This window comes from Vibrio sp. 10N.239.311.G01 (assembly GCF_041465805.1).
Classification (GTDB): Bacteria; Pseudomonadota; Gammaproteobacteria; order Enterobacterales; family Vibrionaceae; genus Vibrio; species Vibrio crassostreae_C.
This window is the reverse complement of record NZ_JBFSRM010000034.1, coordinates 1-26,613: the sequence shown is the minus strand read 5'-3', so window position 1 is coordinate 26,613 and position 26,613 is coordinate 1. Positions and strand designations below refer to the sequence as shown.

Annotated in this window: 26 protein-coding genes and 1 rRNA gene; 21 read left to right on the top strand and 6 right to left on the bottom strand. The window is 43.2% G+C overall.

Features of this window, described 5'->3' with window-relative positions:
• Positions 1–270 precede the first annotated feature (270 nt).
• From rpsF to rplI, 3 genes are all read left to right on the top strand, one after another.
• Positions 271–660 (top strand): 30S ribosomal protein S6, encoded by a 390-nt coding sequence (gene rpsF, locus AB6D06_RS20315; RefSeq protein WP_004741278.1) that lies wholly within the window; start codon positions 271–273, stop codon positions 658–660.
• Positions 661–772: 112 nt separating this feature from the next.
• A complete protein-coding gene (rpsR, locus tag AB6D06_RS20310; RefSeq protein ID WP_000090472.1) occupies positions 773–1,000 on the top strand; it encodes a 30S ribosomal protein S18 in 228 nt (75 codons plus the stop codon).
• A 38-nt stretch (positions 1,001–1,038) separates the two neighbouring features.
• Positions 1,039–1,491, top strand: coding sequence for a 50S ribosomal protein L9 (rplI, locus tag AB6D06_RS20305; RefSeq protein WP_010434182.1), 453 nt, complete (start codon positions 1,039–1,041; stop codon positions 1,489–1,491).
• Between the two features lie 180 nt (positions 1,492–1,671).
• Here the strand turns inward: rplI and AB6D06_RS20300 are convergent, their stop codons facing one another.
• On the bottom strand, positions 1,672–2,556 hold the full coding sequence (locus tag AB6D06_RS20300; RefSeq protein ID WP_372111623.1) for a DUF481 domain-containing protein: 885 nt from the start codon (positions 2,554–2,556) through the stop codon (positions 1,672–1,674).
• A gap of 176 nt (positions 2,557–2,732) precedes the next feature.
• Here AB6D06_RS20300 and AB6D06_RS20295 point away from each other — a divergent pair, with 176 nt between their 5' ends.
• The 3 genes from AB6D06_RS20295 to AB6D06_RS20285 are packed head-to-tail and all read left to right on the top strand — an operon-like array spanning position 2,733 to position 6,424.
• Entirely contained in the window at positions 2,733–4,124 is a 1,392-nt protein-coding gene (locus AB6D06_RS20295) for a replicative DNA helicase (protein ID WP_016767560.1), read from the top strand.
• 6 nt (positions 4,125–4,130) lie between these two features.
• The gene (alr, locus tag AB6D06_RS20290; RefSeq protein WP_017059936.1) at positions 4,131–5,216 is read left to right on the top strand and encodes an alanine racemase; all 1,086 of its coding nucleotides are present in this window, start codon (positions 4,131–4,133) and stop codon (positions 5,214–5,216) included.
• Positions 5,217–5,218: 2 nt separating this feature from the next.
• Positions 5,219–6,424 (top strand): BamA/TamA family outer membrane protein, encoded by a 1,206-nt coding sequence (locus AB6D06_RS20285; RefSeq protein WP_372111620.1) that lies wholly within the window; start codon positions 5,219–5,221, stop codon positions 6,422–6,424.
• A gap of 117 nt (positions 6,425–6,541) precedes the next feature.
• On the opposite strand, the gene AB6D06_RS20280 is transcribed toward AB6D06_RS20285, so the two are convergent.
• A complete protein-coding gene (locus AB6D06_RS20280; RefSeq protein ID WP_065584774.1) occupies positions 6,542–6,961 on the bottom strand; it encodes a secondary thiamine-phosphate synthase enzyme YjbQ in 420 nt (139 codons plus the stop codon).
• Positions 6,962–7,287: 326 nt separating this feature from the next.
• On the opposite strand from AB6D06_RS20280, the gene pgi reads away from it, so the two are divergent.
• Positions 7,288–8,940: a glucose-6-phosphate isomerase gene (pgi, locus tag AB6D06_RS20275; RefSeq protein WP_016787894.1), complete on the top strand. Its 1,653-nt coding sequence runs from the start codon at positions 7,288–7,290 to the stop codon at positions 8,938–8,940.
• Between the two features lie 138 nt (positions 8,941–9,078).
• Here pgi and AB6D06_RS20270 read toward each other — a convergent pair whose 3' ends face one another.
• Together AB6D06_RS20270 and zur are read right to left on the bottom strand one after the other, a co-directional pair.
• Positions 9,079–9,540, bottom strand: a complete 462-nt coding sequence (locus tag AB6D06_RS20270; RefSeq protein ID WP_017059940.1) for a chemotaxis protein CheX — start codon at positions 9,538–9,540, stop codon at positions 9,079–9,081.
• Positions 9,541–9,557: 17 nt separating this feature from the next.
• Complete coding sequence (gene zur, locus AB6D06_RS20265; protein ID WP_017059941.1) at positions 9,558–10,016, bottom strand: zinc uptake transcriptional repressor Zur; 459 nt, start codon at positions 10,014–10,016, stop codon at positions 9,558–9,560.
• Positions 10,017–10,449: 433 nt separating this feature from the next.
• On the opposite strand from zur, the gene AB6D06_RS20260 reads away from it, so the two are divergent.
• The 6 genes from AB6D06_RS20260 (at position 10,450) to AB6D06_RS20235 (ending at position 16,316) form a co-directional block, all read left to right on the top strand.
• Positions 10,450–10,659: a hypothetical protein gene (locus AB6D06_RS20260; protein ID WP_017059942.1), complete on the top strand. Its 210-nt coding sequence runs from the start codon at positions 10,450–10,452 to the stop codon at positions 10,657–10,659.
• A 24-nt stretch (positions 10,660–10,683) separates the two neighbouring features.
• On the top strand, positions 10,684–11,838 hold the full coding sequence (locus AB6D06_RS20255; RefSeq protein WP_372111616.1) for a hypothetical protein: 1,155 nt from the start codon (positions 10,684–10,686) through the stop codon (positions 11,836–11,838).
• A gap of 216 nt (positions 11,839–12,054) precedes the next feature.
• Positions 12,055–13,530: a glycerophosphodiester phosphodiesterase gene (locus tag AB6D06_RS20250; protein WP_372101203.1), complete on the top strand. Its 1,476-nt coding sequence runs from the start codon at positions 12,055–12,057 to the stop codon at positions 13,528–13,530.
• 43 nt (positions 13,531–13,573) lie between these two features.
• Positions 13,574–15,937 carry a hypothetical protein gene (locus AB6D06_RS20245; protein ID WP_017059945.1) on the top strand — a complete coding sequence of 788 codons (2,364 nt, stop codon included), beginning with the start codon at positions 13,574–13,576 and terminating at the stop codon, positions 15,935–15,937.
• Between the two features lie 85 nt (positions 15,938–16,022).
• Entirely contained in the window at positions 16,023–16,154 is a 132-nt protein-coding gene (locus AB6D06_RS20240; protein ID WP_277871672.1) for a hypothetical protein, read from the top strand.
• On the top strand, positions 16,155–16,316 hold the full coding sequence (locus AB6D06_RS20235) for a hypothetical protein (RefSeq protein WP_181360214.1): 162 nt from the start codon (positions 16,155–16,157) through the stop codon (positions 16,314–16,316).
• A 31-nt stretch (positions 16,317–16,347) separates the two neighbouring features.
• Here the strand turns inward: AB6D06_RS20235 and AB6D06_RS20230 are convergent, their stop codons facing one another.
• Both AB6D06_RS20230 and AB6D06_RS20225 read right to left on the bottom strand, forming a co-directional pair.
• A complete protein-coding gene (locus tag AB6D06_RS20230; RefSeq protein ID WP_108188305.1) occupies positions 16,348–17,373 on the bottom strand; it encodes a DUF4062 domain-containing protein in 1,026 nt (341 codons plus the stop codon).
• A gap of 74 nt (positions 17,374–17,447) precedes the next feature.
• On the bottom strand, positions 17,448–18,527 hold the full coding sequence (locus tag AB6D06_RS20225; RefSeq protein WP_108188306.1) for a site-specific integrase: 1,080 nt from the start codon (positions 18,525–18,527) through the stop codon (positions 17,448–17,450).
• A 104-nt stretch (positions 18,528–18,631) separates the two neighbouring features.
• On the opposite strand from AB6D06_RS20225, the gene dusA reads away from it, so the two are divergent.
• From dusA to AB6D06_RS20185, 8 genes are all read left to right on the top strand, one after another.
• Complete coding sequence (dusA, locus tag AB6D06_RS20220; RefSeq protein ID WP_019822275.1) at positions 18,632–19,636, top strand: tRNA dihydrouridine(20/20a) synthase DusA; 1,005 nt, start codon at positions 18,632–18,634, stop codon at positions 19,634–19,636.
• Positions 19,637–19,842: 206 nt separating this feature from the next.
• A complete protein-coding gene (pspG, locus tag AB6D06_RS20215) occupies positions 19,843–20,064 on the top strand; it encodes an envelope stress response protein PspG (protein WP_017059950.1) in 222 nt (73 codons plus the stop codon).
• Between the two features lie 135 nt (positions 20,065–20,199).
• Positions 20,200–20,871: a TIGR04219 family outer membrane beta-barrel protein gene (locus tag AB6D06_RS20210; RefSeq protein ID WP_102333451.1), complete on the top strand. Its 672-nt coding sequence runs from the start codon at positions 20,200–20,202 to the stop codon at positions 20,869–20,871.
• Between the two features lie 192 nt (positions 20,872–21,063).
• Entirely contained in the window at positions 21,064–21,294 is a 231-nt protein-coding gene (locus tag AB6D06_RS20205) for a hypothetical protein (RefSeq protein WP_004735813.1), read from the top strand.
• Between the two features lie 123 nt (positions 21,295–21,417).
• On the top strand, positions 21,418–23,283 hold the full coding sequence (locus AB6D06_RS20200) for an assimilatory sulfite reductase (NADPH) flavoprotein subunit (RefSeq protein ID WP_372101200.1): 1,866 nt from the start codon (positions 21,418–21,420) through the stop codon (positions 23,281–23,283).
• A complete protein-coding gene (gene cysI, locus AB6D06_RS20195; protein ID WP_372101198.1) occupies positions 23,283–25,010 on the top strand; it encodes an assimilatory sulfite reductase (NADPH) hemoprotein subunit in 1,728 nt (575 codons plus the stop codon). Before AB6D06_RS20200 ends, cysI begins: the two co-directional genes overlap by 1 nt.
• A complete protein-coding gene (locus AB6D06_RS20190) occupies positions 25,003–25,779 on the top strand; it encodes a phosphoadenylyl-sulfate reductase (RefSeq protein ID WP_017059954.1) in 777 nt (258 codons plus the stop codon). The genes cysI and AB6D06_RS20190 overlap by 8 nt, the downstream gene beginning before the upstream one ends.
• Before the next feature lie 676 nt (positions 25,780–26,455).
• Positions 26,456–26,613: ribosomal RNA gene (locus AB6D06_RS20185) — 16S ribosomal RNA — on the top strand; the annotation flags it as partial.

The following is a 26,613-nucleotide window of genomic DNA, read 5'->3' as shown; positions in this document are numbered from 1 at the left end:
ACGCTGCTTTAAGTCTATGAATTTATTAGCGCTCACCACTTGCTGGTGGGCGTTTCTTTTTAGGCTGTTATAGCAAAATCCATCGGTTTGTCGGATGGCTAGATGGCGACAGAAAAACTGTTTCATTATTCACCAAATAGCGCTTGCCAATACCGGGTTCTTTCTATAACATTTGCCGTCCTTAAAACTCGGTCATTTATCTTTAGTTCCTTGCTTCCTCTGGACGACCGGGCCACTCGTGGAAGCTAATAATCCGTAAGGAGCAACCAAATGCGTCATTACGAAATCGTATTCATGGTTCACCCTGATCAAAGCGAGCAAGTTGCTGGCATGATCGAGCGTTACACTGGTTCTATCACTGAAGCTGGCGGTACTATCCACCGTCTAGAAGACTGGGGTCGTCGTCAAATGGCTTACCCAATCAACAAGCTTCACAAAGCTCACTACGTTCTTATGAACGTTGAAGCTGGTCAAGAAGTGATTGACGAGCTAGAAACTGCTTTCCGTTTCAACGATGCAGTTCTACGTAACATGATCATGCGCACTAAAGGCGCTGTGACTGAGCAATCTATTATGCTTAAGCAAAAAGAAGAGCGTGCAGAGCGTGCTCCTCGTCGCGAAGAGCGTACAGAAGCTAAACCAGAAGCAGCTGCTGAGTAATTCTTTTTTGGCTTAACGCCTTAAAAAATTCTCAACTTGTTTTAGGTCATTGATAGTTATTTCGATAATTGTGAAAGACCGCTTTACTAAATTTAAGATCAGGAGATAGCCCATGGCTCGTTTCTTCCGTCGTCGTAAATTCTGCCGTTTCACTGCAGAAGGCGTACAAGAGATTGACTACAAAGACGTAGCAACTCTTAAAAACTACATCACTGAAGCTGGTAAAATCGTACCTAGCCGTATCACTGGTACAAGCGCTAAGTACCAGCGTCAACTAGCTCGCGCTATCAAGCGTTCTCGTTACCTAGCTCTACTACCGTACACTGACAAGCATCAGTAATCGGTAATAGTTAATAATAGTTTAAGAGGACTAAGATAATGCAAGTTATTCTACTTGATAAGATCGGTAACCTAGGTGGCCTTGGCGACCAAGTAAACGTTAAATCTGGTTACGCTCGTAACTTCCTTATCCCACAGGGTAAAGCAGTTATGGCAACTAAAGACAACGTTGCTATGTTCGAAACTCGTCGTGCTGAACTAGAAGCTAAAGTTGCTGAGCAACTAGCTGCTGCTGAAGCTCGTGCAGAGAGCGTTAACACTCTAGAAGGCGTTACAATCGCTTCTAAAGCTGGTGACGAAGGTAAACTATTCGGTTCTATCGGTACTCGTGACATCGCTGACGCTATTACAGCGGCAGGTGTTGCAGTAGCTAAGAGCGAAGTACGCCTACCTGAAGGCGCTCTACGTAACATCGGCGAATTCGAAGTAAGCATCCAACTTCACTCTGAAGTTTTTGCTACTGCGAAAATCGCTATCGTTGCAGCTGAGTAATTTCAGTACCAAGACGAATTCTTTCTTTTGAAAGTTTTAAACACCAGCTTCGGCTGGTGTTTTTTTATGTCTGGAATATAGGAAAGTACAAGGAAGGGCTACAGTAGGTAAAAAGCTTACGGTGATCCATAAGCTGTTATTGCTGAACAAGTTGTTCTCAAGGTTAGAGGTGGCCTAAGATTAGAACTGGAAGAGCAAGTTGATCGATAGAACAGAGTCTTGTTTGCTTAAGCCTTCAGGCACTTTATCGTGGTACTGGCGAGAGTGAGCGATCTTCAGCGCGATATTGTCAGTAATATCGTTGATGGCTTCTAACTCAGTATCAAACTTTAGGTTACTGTGACCAGAGACAAGCGTCACGTCTGCCTTGAGCTGCAAATTCTTCAACACCTGCCATGACGTATTCACGTTGCCACGGAAAATTGCCTCTTCAACAATCTCTGGGAAGATGATGTCATCATCGTCGATCTCATCGAGGTTTGGCTCTTGGTAACGAAAACCTGGTCCCACTTCGACTTCCAACACAAACTCTTCGGTATTCGAAAACTGGTAACCCAGACCACTCGAAATTGTGTAGTCCTTAAAGTAAGCACTGTATCTCGAGTCGACTCCTTTGAAACTGCCGTAAAGGTAGGTTTTAGGACTTAACTTGTAGTCACTCTGAGCCGAGTAAGTCGATTGCCTTTTATCTTCCTCACCATCTTTATAGAGATTGTAGTATTTCCATTCGCCACTGGTTCTATGACGACCAGCTGTATACTCACCGTTCAGGCGTGCGTTAAGCGATCGTGAATCCGAATTACCAGTATGCGACTGATATCCAAATTCGACTTCCGTTTTTAGCGGGCTCGGTAGTTCTGTATCACTTGTATCACTCGGTGCGATATCCATATCTTTTTCTTCAGGTGTCGGTGCAACGACGATCGGCTCAGAAGTAGGTTCTGAAACTACTATAGAGTCGAGGATTGCATCAACAGAGTCTTTAGCATCATCAGCTAAGGCCATCGGAGCGCTCAGGAGACCAGTGCTTAGAAGACCAGTGCTCAGAGCCAATAATTTGGACACGCATACCTCTAGTTATACAGTGAGTGAATGGCAGGATCGTAATGCTACCCTTGGTTAATTCCGTCAGCAATAGGTAAATTCTTCCTGAAGAATAAAACAAACTCATAGGATCGGATTACAAACGGATGTTCTTGGGTATAATGAACGATCATTATTAGTTATTGAGTGTAGTCATAGTGGATACCAAAAGTCAGAAATCAGCCAACGATCAGGTGGACGCCATCAAGGTCCCGCCACATTCATTAGAAGCTGAGCAATCTGTTATTGGCGGTTTGTTATTAGATAACGAACGCTGGGATACAGTTGCCGAAAAGGTTGTGGCCAAAGACTTTTATAGCCGTCCTCACCGTCTGATCTTTGAAGCGGTAAAGGATATCCTTGAAGAAAGTTCTCCTCTGGATCTTATTACACTCTCTGAACATTTAGAGCTGCGTGAGCAACTTGAAGAAGTGGGTGGCTTTGCTTACCTTGCTGACTTAGCGAAAAACACACCAAGTGCCGCAAACATCAATGCGTATGCGGATATCGTAGCGCAACGTGCACTTGTTCGTAGCCTGATTGGTGTCGCGAATGAGATTGCTGATTCTGGTTATGACCCTCAAGGTCGTACTTCGGAAGAGCTGGTTGATCTTGCTGAAAGTAAAGTCTTCGCGATTGCCGAAGGCCGTGCAAGTGAAAACGAAGGTCCACAAAACGTTGATAGCATTCTAGAGAAGACGCTAGAACGTATCGAGATCCTATACAAAACGCCGCAAGATGGTGTGACAGGTGTCGATACTGGCTTCAACGACCTCAACAAGAAAACAGCAGGTCTACAAGGCTCTGACTTAATTATTGTTGCTGCTCGTCCATCGATGGGTAAAACCACATTTGCGATGAACTTGTGTGAAAACGCGGCGATGAAGCAAGACAAACCGGTTTTAATCTTCTCGCTAGAGATGCCAGCCGAACAGCTGATGATGCGTATGCTTGCGTCACTTTCTCGCGTAGACCAAACCAAGATTCGTACTGGTCAGCTAGATGATGAAGATTGGGCTCGTATCTCGTCGAGTATGGGTATTCTGATGGATAAGAAGAATATGTATATCGATGACAGCTCGGGTCTAACGCCAACAGAAGTGCGTTCTCGTGCTCGACGTATCGCTCGTGAACACGATGGTATCTCTATGATCATGATAGATTACCTTCAATTAATGCGTGTACCTTCGTTATCTGATAACCGTACTCTTGAAATCGCCGAGATTTCTCGCTCATTGAAAGCGTTAGCAAAAGAGCTCAACGTTCCGGTTGTGGCACTTTCTCAGCTTAACCGTTCCCTAGAGCAACGTGCTGATAAGCGCCCAGTAAACTCGGATTTGCGTGAATCAGGTTCGATTGAGCAAGATGCCGATTTGATCATGTTCATCTATCGTGATGAGGTTTATAACCCAGATAGTTCCTTGAAAGGCATTGCTGAGATCATCCTTGGTAAGCAACGTAACGGTCCGATCGGTTCGGTTCGTCTTACGTTCCAAGGCCAACACTCCCGATTTGATAACTATGCAGGCCCTGCATTTGATGATGAGTAATCGCTAATGACTTACATGAAAGCGGCGACGGCGAGCATTGACTTAAACGCGCTCGAACATAACCTGAACCAGATAAAGTCGAAGGCTCCTCAGTGCAAGGTCATGTCTGTTGTGAAAGCCAATGGCTACGGACACGGCTTACTGCATATAGCCAAGCATTCAAAAAGCTCTGATGCTTTTGGTGTGGCGCGTATTGAAGAAGCGTTACAACTTCGTGCTGGTGGCATTGTTAAACCTATTTTGTTGCTGGAAGGATTTTACTCTTCGGGCGATTTGCCAATCTTGGTGACCAATAACATTCAAACGGTGGTGCATTGTGAAGAGCAATTAAGCGCGCTAGAGAATGCGGATTTGGAAACACCCGTTGTGGTATGGCTAAAAGTCGACAGTGGTATGCACCGATTAGGTGTTCGCCCTGAGCAATACCAAAACTTTGTTGAGCGTTTGCATCAATGTGCGAATGTTGCCAAACCTCTACGTTACATGAGCCACTTCGGTTGTGCTGATGAACTGGATAGAGCAACCACCGTTGAACAGACAGAGCTTTTCTTGTCGCTTACTGAAGGTTGTGAAGGGGAGCGTTCACTTGCTGCCTCTGCGGGTTTACTCGCTTGGCCAGACAGCCACCTTGATTGGGTTCGTCCGGGAATCATATCTTACGGTGTCTCTCCGTTTGTTGATAAATCAGCGCAAGAGCTTGGATTTTTGCCTGTGATGACCCTGACCTCACACCTAATTGCCGTTCGCGATGTGAAAGCCGGTGAAAGTGTGGGTTATGGCGGAAACTGGACCAGTGAACGTGATACCAAGGTTGGTGTTATCGCGATTGGTTACGGTGATGGTTATCCTCGCACTGCACCTAACGGCACCCCAGTATTCGTTAATGGACGAAAAGTACCAATCGCAGGGCGTGTGTCCATGGACATGCTAACAGTTGACCTTGGTCCTGATGCTACGGATAAAGTGAGTGACGAGGCGACGCTTTGGGGTAAAGACTTACCCTCAGAAGAAGTGGCTGAACATATCGGCACTATCGCTTACGAGCTCGTGACTAAACTGACGTCTCGCGTGGCAATGGAATACGTAAAATAGATATGTTCAAGCGAACTTCTCGATACTGGTTAATGTCTGCAATGGCAGTAACTGGTGTCAGCTTTTCTTCTTCTGTTCTAAGTGAAGAAAAAGACTCCGCTTTTGTTCCTTTCTATTTCAGTACTGAAACCATGGGCAATACCTTTGGGGTTGCTGGTGTCGCAAAGGGCGTTTGGCAACCTCAAGCGGCTCTGTTTGGTATGGCTTTGTATTCAGACAAAGACAGCTATGTCGGTTTTCTATCGGCCTTTAATTATGCCTTGTCTGAGAATATCTTGTTTAGTACTCAGATGTATCAAGCGCGCTTCAACGACAACCCGTATTACATTGGTTCTCAAGGCGATAATGATTCATCTATTGATGATAAAACCATTGCCGATGGCTTAGAGCAAAACTATCAGTTTGAATTTAAGTATTTGCTACCTTGGGGCAATGTTGCAGAACATGGCTTGTTAGGGGCTTTTCAGCCAATCAAAGATGTGAGTTTTGCTTCGCCAGTCGAATCGGGTGTCAGCTCGATTATCTTCACGCCTTTTTATACGGCTCGTGAGCTAGAAGGTTTAAACAACACTGAAGAGGCGACAGGCTTTAGTCTGGCATTGGATTGGGATAACCGTGATAGCACACGTAACCCGACCAGAGGTTCTCACACTAACCTTGAGTTCACCACTGGCGCAGAGAGTTGGTCTAACGATGACTTGTGGCTTAAGTGGACCTTCCAAAATAGCCAGTACTTTGCTTTAGGTCCTTTAGGGGACTTATTCGATCAACAAGTTTTAGCATTCGATTTCTATACGGCTGATACACCAACCTGGGATAACTGCTCTGGGCAAGATTGTGCTCGTCCACCGGAAACTGAACAAGCTCGACTTGGTGGTTTATATCGCTTACGAGGTTATACCGGAGGTCGTTACCACGGACGTTCTGCGGTTCATTATTCTGCTGAGTACCGAGTGATTCCTGACTGGCAACCTTTGGGTGATATCCCGCTGATTAATTACTACGATTTGCCTTGGTGGCAATGGGTAGCGTTTGCTGAATTAGGGCGCGTTGCCGATGAGTACGACATCAAAACACTGCACTCGGACATGAAATGGAGCTTAGGTGGCGCGGTGCGTTTCCAAGTGGAAGGTATTGTTGTACGTGCTGAGTTGGCGCGAGGTGGTGACGAAGGGGCCTTTAGGGTTATGATAAACCAGCCCTTCTAAACCTTTCGGCCTACAGTAGGCCAAATACTATTTTTATAAGAGTGGTCGTGGAAACACACCACTCTTTTTTATTAACAAGATATTGTTTTTATTAAGGAGATCTTGTTTTCAAGCAGTCTACTCACCTTGCATCGTAGCAATCACAGTTCGGCTTCCACCACAATCTCGGTGCTCTCCTAAGTAAATACCCTGCCATGTTCCTAAAGCTAAACGACCATTGCTAATTGGTATTGTCACACTGGTGCCAAGTGTCGATGCTTTAATGTGGGCAGGCATGTCATCATCACCTTCATAGGTGTGTCTGTAATAAGCGGCTCGCTCGGGTACGAACTTATTGAAGTGTGATTCCATGTCGCGGCGAACCGTCGGATCGGCGTTCTCATTGAGTGTGAGGCTGGCAGAAGTATGTTGAAGAAAAAGATGTAATAAACCAACAGATAGAGAATTGATATCGTTTATCTGTTGTTCAATTTCATCAGTAATGAGATGAAATCCACGCTTTCGTGCATTTAGGTGTATAGTCTTCTGAATCCACATACGCCATCCTTTATAATGTGTTTGGAAAAAAAGTGGTTTAACGCTATCTTTTGAACTTGAATTTATCAGCTATCGCTCACATTTAATTATGTTAGAGCCTGAGTCAGCATCGATCTCTCTATCAGGAAATCGAATCCTGATTTATCTCAAGGTGGCGCTCTTCATATACGGCATAATACGTCGTGAAAAAAAATTACAAAGAATCTTTCAGTGGTGATGCGGTCTGGTCATCATAGAAAAATATAAACTTTCGCCTAATCGGGGGTTCTATTCATCACTTAGGTGACGTCTAGAATAAAACCTACAGTAATATCGGGATAGATACCATGTTGAAAAATATCAACCCAACGCAAACACAAGCGTGGAAAGCTCTAACTGCACATTTTGAGTCTGCTCAAGATATGGATATGAAAGAACTATTTGCTCAAGATGCAAAGCGTTTCGAGAGCTTTTCTACTCGTTTCGGTTCGGACATCTTAGTGGATTACTCTAAGAACCTTATCGACGCTGAAACGATGCAGCACCTATTTGCTCTTGCAAATGAGACTGAAGTTAAGTCTGCAATTGAAGCTATGTTTAGCGGTGATGCAATCAACAAGACTGAGGGTCGTTCAGTACTTCACACTGCTCTACGTAATCGTAGCGATAAGCCAGTAATGGTTGATGGCAAAGACGTAATGCCAGCAGTTAATGCAGTACTAGCAAAAATGGAACTGTTCACACACCGTATCGTTTCTGGTGAGTGGAAAGGTTACACCGGTAAAGAGATCACTGATGTTGTCAACATCGGTATCGGCGGTTCAGACCTTGGTCCATACATGGTGACTGAAGCACTAACGCCATACAAAACGCGTCTAAACATGCACTTTGTTTCGAACGTAGATGGTACTCACATTGTTGAGACACTTAAGCCTCTGAATCCAGAAACAACGCTATTCTTAGTGGCATCTAAAACATTTACCACTCAAGAAACAATGACGAACGCGCACTCTGCACGTGATTGGTTCTTGGCTGAAGCGGGTGACAACGCACACGTTGCTAAACACTTCGCTGCACTATCAACTAACGCAACTGCGGTCGCTGAGTTTGGTATTGATACTGACAACATGTTCGAATTCTGGGACTGGGTTGGTGGTCGTTACTCACTATGGTCTGCGATTGGTCTGTCTATCTCTCTTTCTATCGGCTTCGATAACTTCGTTGAGCTATTAGATGGTGCTCATGAGATGGATAACCACTTTGCTTCAACTGAATTTGAAAGCAACATTCCTGTTATCCTTGCGCTTATCGGCGTTTGGTACAATAACTTCCACGGCGCTGAGTCAGAAGCGATTCTACCTTACGATCAATATATGCACCGTTTTGCGGCTTACTTCCAACAAGGCAACATGGAATCGAATGGTAAATTTGTTGACCGTGACGGCAATCCAGTAGAATACCAAACTGGTCCTATCATCTGGGGTGAACCAGGTACAAACGGTCAGCACGCTTTCTACCAACTGATTCACCAAGGCACTAAGCTGATCCCATCAGACTTTATTGCTCCTGCTATCAGCCACAACCCAGCATCTGATCACCACCAGAAGTTGATGTCTAACTTCTTTGCTCAAACTGAAGCGCTTGCTTTCGGTAAGACAAAAGAGACAGTAGAAGCTGAATTCCTAGCGGCAGGCAAAACAGCAGAAGAAGCAGCTGAACTTGCGCCTTTCAAAGTGTTTGAAGGTAACCGTCCAACGAACTCAATTCTTGTTAAGCAAATCACTCCTCGCTCTTTAGGTAACCTAATCGCGATGTACGAGCACAAGATTTTCGTTCAAGGCGTAATCTGGAACATCTTCAGCTTCGACCAATGGGGTGTAGAGCTTGGTAAGCAACTAGCAAACCAAATTCTTCCAGAGCTTGCTGACGATGCTCAAGTAACCTCTCACGACAGCTCAACAAACGGTCTAATCAATGCATTTAAAGCGCTTAAAGCTTAAGACTGTTTAAGTAACACCAAGTAATAACTGTAAACGCCAACCTTTCGGTTGGCGTTTTTTATGTCCGTTGATTTTACGGCAATAAAAAAGGCTGACGTATGTACGTCAGCCTTTCGTTTTATATTTACTCGATTGTCTCTATTCGAAACAGATCTCGATGAAAGCATTACCCCATTGAGATGAGAAAGGCATGATGATGATTGCCCCATCACACTTGTGACGAATCGTATGACCTTTACCGGAAACCACGATTGGTGTTGCCATATCGAAGTCAAAACCGCTTTCCGCAAGAATACGTTTCGCACCGCCAGTCACCATGTTAGTGATTTCACCCACCATATCGGTCACTTCTTCGTTGAGGCCGTTTGGTCGTTCACCAAGCATGTTTTCCATGATTTCGAGAGCGAGACCTTCATCAAAGGTGATCGACATAGAGCCACGAGATTGTGTACCCACCATACCAATTAGGCCGGATACATCACCACGAGCGATTTCATCTTTCTTAACTCTCGGTTTTTGTGGCTTCAATTCTAGAGAAGCCATCGTTTTTAATACGTTCATCAAAGAAGCTAAAAACGGGTTTACAAATTCAGCGCGCATAATGTTCTTCTATAATCTTATTCTTTCATCTCGGAGGAGCAAGATTGGCAAATGCCATGCGATTCAATGACATGATTCGTCAATTGAAAGCCATGCTTCTCAGCGTTACTGGCGAGTAGGGTGACAAGCGCATCGTCCTGCAGTTCTATCACAGTGCCACATTTATCGCAGATCAGTAGTTGGGAGAAATGTTTGTTGGCATTGCAAGAGCAGCAGCATATGAAGCTATTGGTTGACTCAACTCTGTGAATGAAACCTTGCTCCAACAAGAAATCCAAAGCGCGATATACTGTAGGTGGCTTGGCTTGCGGTTCACTGACTTTCAACTGCTCTAATAATTCATAAGCACTGGAGGCTTTTTTATTAGAGAGGATGAGCTCAAACACTCGCTTTCTTTGAGGTGTTAATCTAACGCCTCGCGATGCGCATATCCCTTCAACTTGCTCTATTAATGTGTGGTCCAAATTTTTCACCATTCAATCGGACATCCCTAATCAAACCTTATTTCTAGGTTACTACGTTTTGGGAGCCAATGATTTCTATTAAAGTCAGGTACAGAGCGTATTGTGACCCACGACTTTGAATAAGACAAGGTAACTCAAAATGACAGTGTGACTCAAGGCATAACTGATTAATGAGGTTGAATTAGAGATCTGGTGAATAGGTTTATAAAAAAGTATGAGGTAAAGTTGATATGACATCTTCATTTGAGTTCAATTTAGCTCAATTAATTTTTCTTACAATAATGTGCTGTTTTAAATCACATTTCTTATCGCATATTGTTCCTTATTCGCTAAAATCGATGCCTAATATAGACTAGAAGAAGACTATTGACCCCTCCTGTCAACATGAGCTTGTCATGGTGTATTGGAGTTTTAGTCTTTAATTTCAAATGCTTGGAGTTAAGCTGTGGAGCAAGTAAACAAAGAATCATTTCTGAAACTGTTGTCCATCTATAATCAAAGAGAAAAACGTTATCAACAACGTTTGGATGACTTTAAGGCCATGAGGGATAAGCTTGAAGAAGTGGAAGAACCAAGAGTTAAAAAAAATGAGCTATACATCAAACTGGCTATAGCCGCAGCTATTATTTTAGTCATCGCCTTTATCTTTATTTAAGTCGTCAAATTGGAAGGGAATAAAATGAAAAAGCATTTTGACGCTTTGGCTAAAGCTTCATTAGAAAGTAGTCATCTTAACCTTGGTGAATGGTATGAAAGCTATGGTTTAGCACTGCACTTATTCAAGTCTGATAGCAAAATTTACACAAAGGCGATGAAAAAGCGAGACGGTCATAAAAAGCACATTGCAAAATATATTGAACCTAAGTTACTCACCACGGAAGGAGTAACTGAGGAGTTTAAAAAAATAATGCGTTGGAAGACCTTTGTTGAACGATGGGACGCATATTACGAACCTATTGCAAAGCCTCAAGATCGCGTGCATCACTTGTCTGCAGTATTGGAGGCTTTGTCCGATGAAGATGTTCCACGAGCTTTAATCGAAATCGATAATTTGCCGGTTGACTACTTGATCAACGATACTTTTTGGGGCGAGGTCATTCTCTTTATCGTTGCCGCAAGATCAGGAGATCAAGAGCAGGCCCGATCAATAACGCAAGAACTGTACAACATGGCGCAGAGCGATCACAACACAGCGTTACTTAGCCATTTGTTACCAGCTTTATGTAAGAAATATTTAGATGAAGAGTATTATCCATGGCAAATGAAGGCTCGTGTAGTGAACTGGAATGGAGAAATTTATCATTGTGTTCCGGTATTAATACACAACTTTGATGCTTTTGGTGGTCAAGAGTACATAAACCATACTCCTGTCAGACAACGTGCTCGCGTTGAAAGAAAACATAGCGTGGATTACGTGTATTCTACAGACCGTTATGGAAACCGAGGTCAAAGCATCGCGAGTGCGACTGCTAATGTTGGAATCGCCGTAGCGAGTGCGACAGGTAAAGTTATCGGCCATACTTTGCTTTTGGGCGCCGCAGGGGCGATATATCTAGCGTTAGCCGGTAAGATTCGAGTAAATCACTACAATAATTCCAATCATAAGATAGTCTTAAATCGTAAGACCGAGATGCCTGTCAATTCGTGTGGTTATATCGTGACTAAACAGAACAGTACTATTGAACCATGGCAGGATGAAGAGGGGAGCGAAAGCATAGACAATAGCTTTTCGTTTTTGAACTTCACAGATGGTTTGGCTTATCCATGTCGAAAGGGGTATGACATCCCAGATGAACAAGGGCTTATTCAATTATTATTTGATGAAATAATGTAATCATGATTTGTATTTATGAGTTTTTGAGCCTTTGCTTTCAATCAAATTGAACCATTAAATACGTCCACTCCAACAACATATCAACAATCGAAATCAATGGTTGGAGTCATCATATATTAGCACTTTGCGGTCTCCGTGCTTGGAGGCCGACTTTGTCGTGCTCAGCGTGTGAAACCCAGTTATGTCACATATAAGCTACCAACGGATAAGGATCTCATGTTTTCACCACCTTCACGTGTAACCACGCTTTCAAGAGGGCTGCTTGTCACTACTATTGCTCTTATTCAGGGATGTTCATCTACAGATAAAGTAACACCACCACAACCAACCTTGGAGCGAGGGCTTGGATTACCTGCAGATGCAAAACTAATCTCGAATCATAACTCAGCAGAGGGGCGAGAAATGTTTCGTGATATGCAGTTGGCGTTAAAATCGCGCAATCTTTATCAAACCATGGGAGGGGATATCTCTTACATCAAAGGACAGTGCCCTATTGATGTTATCGCCCACCGTGGCAGCTCTAATTATGCTGAAAACTCTCGTAATGCGATTCAAATGGCGGCGGTAAGTGGTTTTGATGGAGCAGAAATTGATGTGATGCTGACGCGTGATAAAGATTGGGTTGTACATCACGACATAGAAACAGGAAGAGCAACCGCTCGTAGTGATGGTAAGCGATATCGCGTGAGTCGTATGAAGAGTAGTGAGTGGAACTCTCTGAGTGGAAGGAGCCCTGACGGAACATTAGATGGGTATCGTCCCGCTTATTTCAATGAAGCCGTGAATGATTGGTACCATTACGCAACGATTGAACAACCCCTTAATATTGAAATAAAAACATCAGATGGCTCCATGGAAGATTTGTTTAAACTCGACGAAATGGCCAGACAAAGTCTCCCCTATAGAAACTATTTTTATTCATCAATGGATATGGACGTTCTGAAAAAAATGCGGGAAATCAATTCAAGTGTTTATCTTGGGTATGCATGGGAGCCTCATTCGGCGTCGGTTGCTCAGTTTAAGCGGGATGCAAAACGAGGCATGGGTTCTGATGATTATTATCAGGAAAATCAAAAAAATATCGATCGCGCTTTTGCAATGGAAAGTCGTTATCGTAAGCACAAGCCAAAACATTCAGCGAAAACGGTGAAACGAATACTTGGTCCCAATAGTGGCTTACATGTTGATATAAGAAGTTACCAACAATACGCCACAATTTATAGCCGTGCGAAAGCGCAAGGCATGAAGGTGGTGACTTATACGATTAACGGAACGGATTACCACCAAGATCAATTGGTCTCGTTAGCTAAGGCAGGTCGACCTCTGCCAGATGAGGCGATCATGGATACCAGTAAGTTCTCTATTTGTCAGCAGCTTGCTCCACAGCTTGTCGTTCAATCAAATGGCTACCAACCCACAACGTTAGCAGGCGAAACCGTTGCTGGCCTACCCAATGACGCTGATTTTCACCGACTCTATGAACAAATAGATTACCTCAAAGATGGCCATTACATCACTAACCGAGGTCTCATTAGGAGTGTGTCATATTCCAAGCCTGCTAGCGTGAAAGGTGTGAAAAAAAGAACGCAAACAACGCAGAGCGCGAAGCCAGCAGTGCTGTTTGATATTCAAGATGAAGATTTAAATTTAAGTAACGATGCGATCAGCATTTCGATGCCGACAGAAAAATGATGTTTGATGAGAACAGGGATAGACAAATTATGGAAGCGTTAAGATGAAACCAGTTCCTAGCCAGGACGTAATAACCACAAATAATAAGAAGCCGAAATGGTTGGCTGTTTTGTTGTTTTTTTGTTCACTTCTTTATCTTTTTCCTGAAGTCGCTTTCAACGCCAAGTTGGTTGAAATTGCGGGTGGAATCGATGTTAGTGATGCTCAATTACATAAAACGGAGCTATTTGGCCGAACCATCTCAGGGATCGGGGTGACTTTAATTGTTGCGGATTTTCTACTTAAAGGATGGCTGACCACGACGAAGTTTCGCGCTATTTCATCGTTGGTCGTGATTACAGCTTTGGTTTGGCCAACGGTTTTTTTTGGTCAAAAGGCGGTAATAGATAAATGGTTGATTGAACCGAGTAGTGCAAAGCAGAGACAGGAGGCTTTCTTTTCCTCTGTACTGCGATCTAGTTTAGCGATGAATGCGATTAATATCGAAGGGATCCCTTATAACTCAGAGGCGAGTACCGAGTCGTCAGAAATGACTTTTCTCGCTTTGATCGGTGGGTTGGTTTACAGCAATGATGCATTCTTAAGTCATATTGATGATAAGAAAGTTCAAATTTTGGATCGTTATATTCAAAATCGAGCAAACGCCAATTTCGATGAGCACTATGCGAACTATAAAGTATTACGGAGTGAAGTTCAGCAATCGTGGCATCAATATCAAAAACATGTTGGGGCGTATAATCAGACGGTAGAGTCTCGCCATCAAAAGGCCAATCAAGCGTGGGAAGAGGTCGAGTCGACCGTCGCGACGGGGTATCGTGATTATCAACAGGCGAGTAAGGCCTATTTAACGAGAGCAGAGGCGAGAGCACAAAGAGTTGCACAACCTATTTTTGACCTATTTGATGATAAAGAACGCTGTTATAAACGCAAAGGAAGCTCAAGAGCCAATTGTATCAGCCGCATTGAAGATCGCTATGAACGCTTATTAAAAGATAACTCGATTCCCCACCAACCGATGGATTATTGGTTAGAGAAAACCTTTCGACGAACGAAAGGTGAAACATCTTGGGGGGAAGCATTCGGTTCTCTAGGCTTATCAGTTATCCAAGCCGGTATTGAGCAGGCGACAGGGCAAGCTGGAGAAGCCATTCAAGATAAAACGTATACCAATAGTGTCGCTCATTACACACCACGAATACTGGCAGTGTGGCAAAAACAGTTCTTAAAAGAGACCGGTTATCCTATGGGAATCGACTCTATGTCGGAGTTTCGCTCCCACTCTACAACAGCAAGTAAGGTTCGTACTCAAGTTCATCGAAAGGGGATCCATTTAGACTCCAATTGGCAAATAAACCAAATTAGCGTGTTTAAAAATGCAGTCAGAAACAAAGTTATGAAGGACACCAAAGCTCGTTGGCATGCCGAGGCAAAGCAGCGGGGTTACGACATTGAACCGAACTTATCTTGGAATGATTTTCAAAAAGTAGCCGAAGTTCAGCAACAAATAAAGAATCGTATGGGCGAACGTTATTACGTCGAGCCCATGATGGCGACGTGGAATAATAAGCAATTTTACCAACAGGTTATTGTTCCAAATGTGAGGCGTGAGAGAGATTATTGGCTAGGTTATATTGAGGCGTCACGCGCTCAGTTTGCTGATGATGGCCCTTATGCTGAACAAGGCAAAGCGGCATTGCGTTCTATCATTGTGCCGCCAATATCAATGGGACTATCGCTATTTCTCGTTGTCCTAACGGTGTTTAAGCTGCCAGGAAAATTTATCGTGTTGATGAATTACCATAAACCACGGCCAGCACCGAACTTGAAGAGCAAGGCTCTGAATATAGGCAGCTCGTTTATCGTCATATTCGTTATTCTTGTTGTGCCTGTGAATGTATTTTCATCCAAGTACACTCAAACGGACTCAACGATTGGCTTTTTCTTAGAGCAAGTCAGTGACACACTATCTCCGTCGGCTTCTTATGCCGTTCGTTGGGTGATACATACTCAACCGTTGATTCATCCACTTGGCGCTCAAATAGACAAAAGTATGCGTATTACTGATGGGTTTTCTACCTCTTTGGAGCATTCGGTAGCGGAGTTGGATGGTGTTTTTGCTCGTTATTTAACTCAGCGTGCTGAGAGCGAACCGGTGAGTTCAGCTAAAAACAATAATGAAGCCCAAACGGAGTTTCCTATGTACATCAATTCAAATGCACAGAACCAACCGGGTTTTAAGGTTCGAATAATGAATATTAAGCCTAGGTACCAAGCCGGTATGCGATTGCCAGAGGGTAATTATGATGTTGAGGTCCGTGCCAATGGATACCAACCAAAGCGTTTATGGGTAAAGCACAGTAAAGGAAAAGCCTCTCACCGAATCGAACTTGAAAAGTTGGTTATTTAAGTCCGCGTCATAGAAAGTGAACAGAAGAAAATGATCTGCTCCTTCCACTAAAAAGGGTTTAGCGTTACTTGGCGCGGGAGCTGCTTTGGTAGTTGGTCACCCTGAACTTATCACCGCGAGCGTATCGGCAGACGGTGTTCAATTCGGTGGCATTATTGGCGCAAGTGCTCCAATAGTATTTGGCCTATGGGAAACCCTACGTAACGAGTTCAAGTAAATGGCTGAGTATCAAACAATAATTGTTGCCGTTGTCAGTGCTCTATCTAGCGGGGTAGGTGTAGGCATTACACTCAAAACGGATGTTAAGTGGCTGCGCTTAATGATGGAAAAGATGGATGAACGTTTGACGCGACTTGAAAGTAAAAACCCTCAAAAATGAGGGTTTAGCTGCTTTTTTGACTCATTGGTTCCTAGAATGGAATATCGTCATCTGTAGTTTCTGGTGGCCTTGTTTGCCTTTGTTGAGGTACGAATGGTCTTCTTGGTCTTTTGGGTACAGGTTGCGGCGGTGGTGGTGGTGGACAGTCCTTGATAGAAATGTATTCATCCTTCCAGTTCTCGGGTGTGAAAATCTTTAGGTTTTGTTGTTCGTCAAAAATGTCTTCTGAGACGGTAAGGTTTAAACCATTTTTTATATAGTCTATTGTGCCATCATCAAAAAAATCACAATCAGCGTAGCCATATGTATCAAGCAACTCTCTGAGCTCTTTTTTATTTTGGAAGAAAACCCTGTGACCTAAAGATATTTTTCTACGTAATTCTTCAAAAGCGGGGTGATTATTCAAAAGAATGTTTTCTATAGTTGTATTACCTTTTTCTTTTTCTTCTGTAAGGTAAGTCACTAATGATTTCAAAGTTGACGATGTACTGTTGATCTCATCGATGATATTGAGTTCACGCTTTCTGATTTCTTCACTGAGAAGCCTTTGAAACAAACCTGCCCACTGTTCTTTTAAGTGGCTAGTTATATCCATTACAGAGTTAAACGATTGGATTTGATTGTTGTTTGGTAGATTAAATAGGTCATCAATAAACTTGAAAACTTTTGGGTCGTCGACTGAGGCATAGTTAATTGAGTCATTGTCTTTATTTGCTTGGTAGGTTCTATATTCAGTCATCACCTGATGATCTATGAAAACATATAACTGTTTTCCTTTCTTTATTGCACTTTGAAGCTCGGCATTAGACACTGAGTAGCCTTGACTCTCATATGAATCAGAACCATATCGCCCACCAACAATACCGATAACAATATCGCAGAGTTCTATTTCTTTGTAACAATAGCTCTCTAGTTTTTCATCAGAGCCATAAGGGATATGTCCTTTTTCATTTAAGACTGGATCGTATCCTTGGTCTTCAATGAAGCGTTGAAGATCGGCACGAACATACTTTAAGTCGTAGTATGTTGAGCTGACGAAAACTCGTGGCCTTGCCATAGTTGGTAGTCCTTCAGGTAGTATATCTGTAGATGCATATAAATTTGGCCAATACTATAATGTAATCAATGCATTCACAACGAACTGTTATCCGATTTATGATGAAGTAGGCTAGGATTTAACTGAGTATATACTTGCCATAAAATGTTTAAGTTCCTATGCCCAGTGACCTGAGCTACCTCTTCAATTGAGTAGCCCTTTTCAAACAACCGACTTGCACCCTCTCGCCTTAAGTCGTGATAGCGTAAATCCTCAATACCTAATTCGTTTCTCACTCGCTGAAAGCCTGCGCTAACACTTCGTGAGTTGTACGGGAAAATGAGCTCACCTTTTGGTTGTTTTAATGCGATCTCAAAGGACTCACCAAGCAACGGAACAATCATGTGATTACCAGCTTTCTTCCTTGGGTCTTTCCTATCCCTAACCAGTATCGTTTTATGCTCTTGATTGAGGTCTTCCCAGCGCAGCTTGCAGACTTCACCAATTCGCATACAAGTCAGAATGCTGAATTCAAGAATGTCAGTGAATGGGATTCGAGTTGTGCCGTTTGGCCGGAAAGATTCACGTTGTTCTAATCCAAGCTTTAAGAGTTTCAGTTCTTCAGAAGTTGGGCGACGTGTTCGTTTCTGACTCTTACCGACTAACCCCATATCAATAAGAACGGGTACGGCTTCATCAAATACTTGGTGATTGGTGTCGATGTTGAAGACAGGCTTAGACTTTTTCATTACAGAACGTAGGTAAGCAATATCATGATAAATCGTTGCTGGTTTGGCTCCTGCGCCTCTTCTGTTTTTACAGTGCTCGATTAAGTCGCTAGTTCGTAGCTGATTACTCTCAACTTGGGCGATGTCGCAATCCCTAAGCATTTTAATAACGTAGCGTTTTGTGCGGCCTGTATTGTCCCAGAGATCACGCTCAGCCATGAACAAATCGAGGAGTACCGAAAGGGGGACTGTTTTTGGCTGATTGAGTACCCCTTGAGCTTCTAGTTCAGCTACCCTTTTTTTACCGAAAGCTTTAGCGAGTGCTTTCTTTTTTAGAGTTTTGCTTTCCCTGTGTATAATGCGCGAATTCTTTTTAACGATGATTGTTACCTTGAACCTTGGTTCACCGCTTTTTAGCTTTCTGGTCTCGATGGTATAACTTGCCATTGTCCAACTCCTAAAGGGGTACTTGAGGGGTACTACAGGAAGTAATTCCGTTTAATTCTAGGTAATTCACTGTATGTTTGTACAGTATTAATTGAGACTGAATCATGACAAACACTAATAAAACCAGTAAATACGCTAGTAACCGACTTTCTGTTGCACCCATGCTCGATTGGACTGACCGCCACTGTCGTTACTTTCACCGTTTGCTTTCTCAGCAGACTCTTCTGTACACGGAAATGGTAACAACGGGCGCGATCTTACATGGTAAGGGCGACTTCCTAGAATATAACGAGCAAGAACATCCTCTTGCACTTCAACTCGGTGGTTCAAACCCGGTTGATCTTGCGGCTTGTGCCAAGCTTGCTGGTGAGCGTGGTTACGATGAAGTGAATCTTAACGTAGGTTGCCCTTCAGACCGAGTTCAGAATGGTCGATTTGGTGCATGCTTGATGGCTGAGCCCGAGTTGGTGGCAGATTGTGTTTCAGCGATGAAAGAAGTCACTGATATTCCAATTACCGTGAAAACGCGTATCGGTATCGATGACCAAGACTCTTATGAGTTTCTAACTAAGTTTGTTTCGACGGTTTCTGAAAAAGGTGGCTGTGAGCAATTTACTATTCACGCGCGTAAAGCGTGGTTGAGTGGCCTTAGCCCGAAAGAGAACCGTGAGATCCCACCGCTAGATTATGATCGTGCATACCAAATCAAGAAAGATTTCTCTGATCTGGTGATTGCCGTGAATGGTGGCATTACTACTCTTGAGCAAACTAAGGAGCACTTGCAACACCTTGATGGTGTGATGATTGGTCGTGAGGCTTACCATAGCCCATTTATTTTGGCTGAAGTTGATCAACAGATCTTTGGTTTAGACACACCAATTAAGAAGCGCTCACAGGTTGTCGAAGAGATGTACCCGTACATCGAGCGTGAACTTTCAAATGGCGCAAGCTTAGGTCACATATCTCGTCACATGCTTGGTTTGTTTCAAAGCATGCCTGGTGCAAGACAATGGCGTCGCTACATCAGTGAAAACGCACATAAGAAAGGTGCAGGTATTGAAGTGATGCAAACAGCATTGGCTAAGATCCCTAAAGAGCTAAATGTTTAAGCTCCCTCTAAGTTAAAAACTTAAGGTTAAATTCGCCACTAGAGGTTAAATTTACCACTATAAGTTTCCGAAAAGCCACGCATGAAGATGTGTGGCTTTTTATTTATCTGATAAATAAGGATTTTATAGGGTTGGCATACTTGGTATGGAAGCTGCAATGTTAGAAAGTAGGAAAGATAGGTCATTAACTCATTAGGGAGACCATTATGTTTGAATTAATATTTGTTCTTATTTTCGTTGCGACTCTACTTGTCACTGGTATTACGTTTATGACGGTATTGGCTGCAACCGGAGTGGCGTTATTAGTCATGTTGGTCTTAGGTATGATGGGCGTCGTGTTTAAGTTACTGCCTTGGTTGATCGTGATTGCAATCGGTGTGTGGTTTTTCAAAAATTTTGTACACAGTTCTAACCAGAGACGTTACTAAGGTCATCGTGCCGTCAAATCTTTACTCGTCAGCGGTTTATCGTTTTAGAATTTAAGATGTGTGGTAGAATTTTCCCCAATAATCTATGAATGTGCATACAATTAGCACTACGATATGGAATTGGAGCTATCTCAAATGAATAAAATGCCATTAATTGCTTTAGTGGGAATGCTATCTTTAAGTTCAGCAGTGTCTGCTGAAGAAGAGTTTTCTTACACGGCTAAAGTCGGTGCCGATATGTGGTGGGGAAGTACAAAGCTAAACGAAGTTAGACAAGATGACGATTCTAACTCACCTTCGTTGTATTTCGCATTTGAGCATAATGCCCCGATGCTACCAAACGCTAGCTTTCGCTATACTTCTGTTGATGCAGATTCATTGGCTTTCGATAAGTACGACTACACCTTCTATTACACGTTGTTAGATCACAAGCAGATGAACTTCGATGCGGGTGTGACGTTTACTCAATACTCAAACTCGAATTACATTGAACCAAAAGCAACAGGTGCGAAAACATCGACGTTTGATGAGTTCACGTGGAGCTTCTACGGTAACGCAGAGATCAATGTGCCGGACACTAACTTCGATATCATTGGTACGATGGAGTTCGGTGATAGCAGTGGTATTAAGAGCACTGACTTGATGGCGGGTGTTCAGTACCGAATTCCAGTATCAGAATCTGAAATTGCCCTGCGTGGTGGTTACCGTGTTATCGATTTAGATTCGGATGAGTTCTTTAGCTCAGAACTAGGCAAGAGCTTTGTCATGGTCGATGGTTGGTTTGCTGGTGCTGAAGTGCGCTTCTAGGCCATATAAAGCAAATTTAGAACGAATTTTAAGAACGCCACTTTATTAAGTGGCGTTTTTTTATATCTATTGATTATATCTTTCTGGAATTAGTTAGCACATTCATCACTTTCGACCATCCTTAATACAGAGAGCCAATTTGCGTCTATTCTTATAAGGTCTATGTAGTGAGGTCAAAGCAAGGAATGGAATATGACACTCAATGAATTACGAAATTTATATAGAGAAAATCTGTTAGTTGAAGCGATCATAGAGCCCTCAATTCAAGAAGGGTCTTGGGTTGTGGAGTTTCGCCATATGGGAGGTGGCTTTGTTCTGCTTACTGATGTTCATGGTGAAGAGTGCCATTACGCGGATTTAGACCTAGCATCTAAATCGGCAATGGCGGTTGGCTTTCAGCAAGTGCGTATTGAAAACCAGTAAGTCAATTTGCGTTTCAATCGGTTTTTACTTCCAAAAAGTTATAAAACATACTTTTCTATTCTTTCTTGTTATTAAAAGGAGTGGTTAATCTATCGTCACGCAATGATTAGGGATGTCGTGACCATGTCTTTAAATAAGAAAGAGTCTTCACAAAATAATAATGCACAGTCTGGGGCTAATGAGTTACCTGGGCTAGCAGCACCACTTAATGACCAACAATTGGGTCATCTTCAGCAAACTGTTTCTGAACTGTCTTCACAGCAACTGGCATGGGTCAGTGGTTACCTTTGGGGAGTGAGCCAAGCTCAGCCTGTCGGTGCTGCTGCGCCAATCGCTCAAGCGGCCGCTGCAGTAGCGGCTAAGCCAGCGGGTAAGCTCAGCATTATCTTCGCTTCTCAAACCGGTAATGCTAAAGGCGTCGCTGAATCGCTAGAGGCAGAAGCAAAAGCCTTAGGTATCGCCGTCGAGCTTTTCGATGCGAGTGATTATAAAGGTAAGAACCTAGCCAAAGAGACACACGTCATTTTCGTCGCTTCAACCAATGGTGAGGGCGAAGCCCCTGATAACGCGATTGAGTTGCATGAATTCCTTCAATCGAAGAAAGCGCCAAAATTATCAAACCTACAATACGGTGTGATTGGTTTAGGTGACTCAAGCTATGAGTTCTTCTGCCAAACGGCTAAAGACTTCGATAGCTTCCTCGCTAAGCTTGGTGCTAAATCGTTTGTCGACCGTCTTGATTGTGATGTTGATTACGAAGAATCAGCAACGGAATGGCGCGCTAAAGCATTAGAGCAAGTAAAAGAGACGCTATCGACAGGCACTGAAGCCGATGTGGTTCAATTACCAGTCGGTCAAGCGGCCGCCGGTCATTCGCAATACACCAAACAAAACCCATACACCGCGACACTATTAACCAGTCAAAAGATCACGGGTCGTGACTCGGGTAAAGATGTTCGTCATATCGAGATTGATCTTGATGAGTCGGGCATTACCTACCAACCCGGCGATGCGCTAGGCGTATGGTATGAAAACAGTTCAGAACTCGCAAATCAGATTCTTTCTAAGGTTGGGTTATCGGGTATCGAAAGTGTCGATGTCGATGGTGAGAATCTATCTATCCATAGTGCGCTAGTGAGTAAATTTGAGATTACCACTTCAAACCCTCAACTTGTGACTAAGTTTGCTGAGTTATCGGGCAGCAAGAAGTTAATCAAGCTGGTGGAAGATAAAGACAAGCTTCGTGAATACGCGGGTAATACTCAAGTTGTCGATGTTTTAGCTGAGAAGAAAACTAAGCTATCGGCTGATGAGTTAATTGGCCTGTTACGTAAGCTGACACCGCGTCTCTATTCTATTGCATCAAGCCAAGCAGAAGTAGATGAAGAAGTTCACTTGACGGTTGGTTTGGTTGAATACCAAAAAGGCGAAGAGTCTCGTTTAGGCGGAGCTTCTAGCTTCTTAGCTCAACGTCTTGAAGAGGGTGGTGAAGTGAAGGTGTTTGTTGAGAACAACAATAACTTCAAATTACCACAAGACGACAATACACCAATCATCATGGTCGGCCCAGGTACCGGTATCGCACCGTTCCGCAGTTTTGTTCAAGAGCGTGAAAACAATGACGCTCAAGGTAAGAGCTGGCTGTTCTTTGGTGACCGAACTTTCACTCAAGATTTCTTATATCAAGTTGAATGGCAGAAGTACCTTAAGTCTGGTGCGCTAACCAAGCTTGATGTTGCCTTCAGTCGTGACCAAAAAGAAAAGGTTTATGTTCAAGATCGCTTAATCGAACAAGCAGCTCAGGTTTGGCAATGGCTTCAAGAGGGCGCGTACCTCTATGTATGTGGCGATGCGACTCGAATGGCGAAAGATGTTCATGAAGCGTTAGTTACAATTGCGGAAAAACATGGCAATCAGAGCCGCGAGCAAGCTGAACAATATATTAATGATTTACGTAAAGCGAAACGTTACCAAAGGGATGTGTACTAATGAGCAAGCAAGTAATAGAGCAAGAAGTGCTAGGTCAAGTACTGGGACCTTTGGCTGACAATGAACGTCTTAAGCGTGAAAGTAAAAATCTTCGCGGTACGATTGAACAAGATCTCCAAGATAGAATTACGGGCGGTTTTACTGCTGATAACTTTCAGTTGATCCGCTTTCACGGTATGTATCAACAAGACGACCGTGATATTCGTAACGAACGTACCAAACAAAAGCTCGAACCGTTACATAACGTCATGCTTCGTGCTCGTATGCCTGGTGGCATCATTACCCCTAAGCAGTGGTTGGCGATTGATAAGTTCGCAGACGAAAGTACCTCTTACGGTTCAATTCGTCTAACAACTCGTCAAACGTTTCAGTTCCACGGTGTCTTGAAGCCGAACATTAAGTTGATGCACCAAACGCTAAATAGCATTGGCATTGATTCAATTGCGACAGCGGGTGATGTAAACCGAAATGTTCTATGTACGACAAACCCGGTTGAATCTGAACTTCATCAAGAAGCTTACGAGTGGGCGAAAAAGATCAGTGAACATCTATTACCGAAGACTCGTGCTTATGCAGAAATCTGGTTAGATGGTGAAAAACTAGAAACAACGGATGAAGAACCTATCCTTGGTAGCAACTACCTACCGCGTAAGTTCAAGACGACGGTTGTCATTCCTCCGCAAAATGATGTGGACGTCCATGCTAACGATCTTAACTTTGTTGCTATTGCTGAAGACGGAAAGCTGGTGGGCTTTAATGTGTTAGTCGGTGGCGGTCTTGCTATGACACATGGTGATACCTCTACTTATGCACGTAAAGCTGACGACTTTGGTTTTGTGCCATTAGATAAAACGTTAGATGTAGCAGCGGCGGTGGTAACGACTCAGCGTGACTGGGGTAACCGTTCAAACCGTAAGAATGCAAAAACCAAATACACACTAGACCGTGTTGGTATTGATGTATTCAAAGCAGAAGTAGAAAAGCGTGCAGGCGTAGAATTTTCTGAAAGCCGTCCTTATGAGTTTACTGGCCGTGGTGATCGCATTGGTTGGGCGGAAGGCATTGATGGTAAGCACCACTTGGCGTTATTCATCGAGAATGGTCGTTTACTTGATTTTCCGGGTAAAGCTCTGAAAACAGGTGTTGCTGAAATAGCGAAGATCCACAAAGGTGACTTCCGCATGACTGCAAACCAAAACCTAATTGTTGCGGGTGTGTCGACGAGTCAAAAGGCCAAGATTGAAAAACTGGCGCGTCAATATGGCTTGATGGATGATGCTGTTTCAGAGCAACGTAAAAACTCAATGGCGTGTGTGGCTTTCCCAACATGTCCTTTAGCAATGGCAGAAGCTGAGCGCTTTCTTCCTGAGTTTGTAACGGATGTTGAAGACATTCTGAAAAAACATGGATTACCAGAAGAAGATAACATCATCCTTCGAATCACAGGTTGTCCAAACGGTTGTGGTCGTGCAATGTTGGCTGAACTTGGTTTAGTGGGTAAGGCTCCGGGGCGTTACAACATGCACCTAGGTGGCAACAAGGCCGGAACTCGTATCCCTAAGATGTATAAAGAGAACATCACATCAGCTCAGATCTTAGAAGAGATTGATGCGCTGGTGGGACGTTGGGCTACAGAACGCAACGACAAAGAAGGGTTCGGTGATTTTACAATCCGAGCTGGCATCATCGAAGAGGTGATCATTTCCAAGAGGGATCTGCATGCATAATTCTGTCGCTTCAAAATTGAAGTTAGCAGAGCTACTCGCATTGACTAAGACGGAGCAAATACTTCGTCTTGGACAAATCAACGCAGAGTTAGAGCAGCTAACCGCATTAGAAAGAGTTAAGTGGGCTTTAGATAATTTAGAAGGGACACATGTTGTGTCTTCTAGTTTCGGAATCCAAGCAGCATTGATGTTGCACCTAGTGACCCAAGCAAAACCAGATATTCCGGTTATTTTGACTGACACAGGGTATCTATTTCCGGAGACCTATCGCTTTATTGATGAGTTAAGTCAGAAGTTGACTCTAAACCTTCAAGTCTTTCGCGCCCAACAGAGCCCTAATTGGCAAGAAGCGCAATATGGAAAACTTTGGGATCAAGGTATAGAAGGGATAGAGAAGTACAACAAGCTTAATAAAGTTGAACCGATGAGAAGAGCGTTGGATGAGCTCGAGGCTGGGACATGGTTTTCCGGTTTAAGAAGAGAGCAATCTCAATCGCGTGCAAATTTGCCAATCTTATCTATCCAAAATGGTGTGTTTAAATTTTTGCCGGTAATCGATTGGACGAATAAAGATGTTCACTATTACCTAGAAGAGCATGGTCTCGGTTATCACCCGCTTCGAGAGCAGGGTTACCTTTCTGTTGGAGATACACATACAACTAAGAAGTGGGAACCGGGTATGACTGAAGAGGAAACTCGTTTTAATGGGTTGAAACGCGAATGTGGTCTCCATGAAGATGATGGAGAGCAATATGGTTCTGGGATTTAGACTCGTTGCCATTTAAAAAGCTGCCATGAGGCAGCTTTTTTGTTTTCTAGGATGAAAATTAGATCAATTGTGGATAAGTCTGTGGTTATTTTGTAAGTACTCTGTAGTTAAACTTGCACAAATAAGGCTTTGAGTGTTTATTCGCCATGTAATCGTTATTTTTGCATCTTTCTTTAATAAACACTTGCCAATGTGATGAACATCTCTATAATGCCGCCTCACTGACACGGCAGACGCCACAAGGCTTCAGCGAGAAATGTTAGTAAGGCAACTAGCTTTAAGCGATGATTCGCTTCTACTTTTAGAAAGTAGGAATTAATTCCAAATAAGTGTTTGACACTGAGAATTAAATCGCTAGAATGGCCGCCTCTTCCGAAGTGATGTAAGTCACAACGAAGAGAAGCTCTTTAACAATTTAAACCTATCAATCTGTGTGGGCACTCGTTGATGAATATCAAAACGTTTTATCTTCCCTTTTTTAAAGAGAAGTAAAACAGATTCCTCGGAATCAAATTTGGTTTCAATGAACTGAGTGACCAATACGAATAACTACTTTCTCTTGTAGAAAGAAGGTATTTGGCACAGTCAATTCATTATCTTTCTGTTGGAAAGATAATAGCTTTAGAATTACTTTTTGTAGTTTTGAAGTCAGTATTCATTGAGCCGACAAAATCTTAAATTGAAGAGTTTGATCATGGCTCAGATTGAACGCTGGCGGCAGGCCTAACACATGCAAGTCGAGCGGAAACGACACTAACAATCCTTCGGGTGCGTTAATGGGCGTCGAGCGGCGGACGGGTGAGTAATGCCTAGGAAATTGCCTTGATGTGGGGG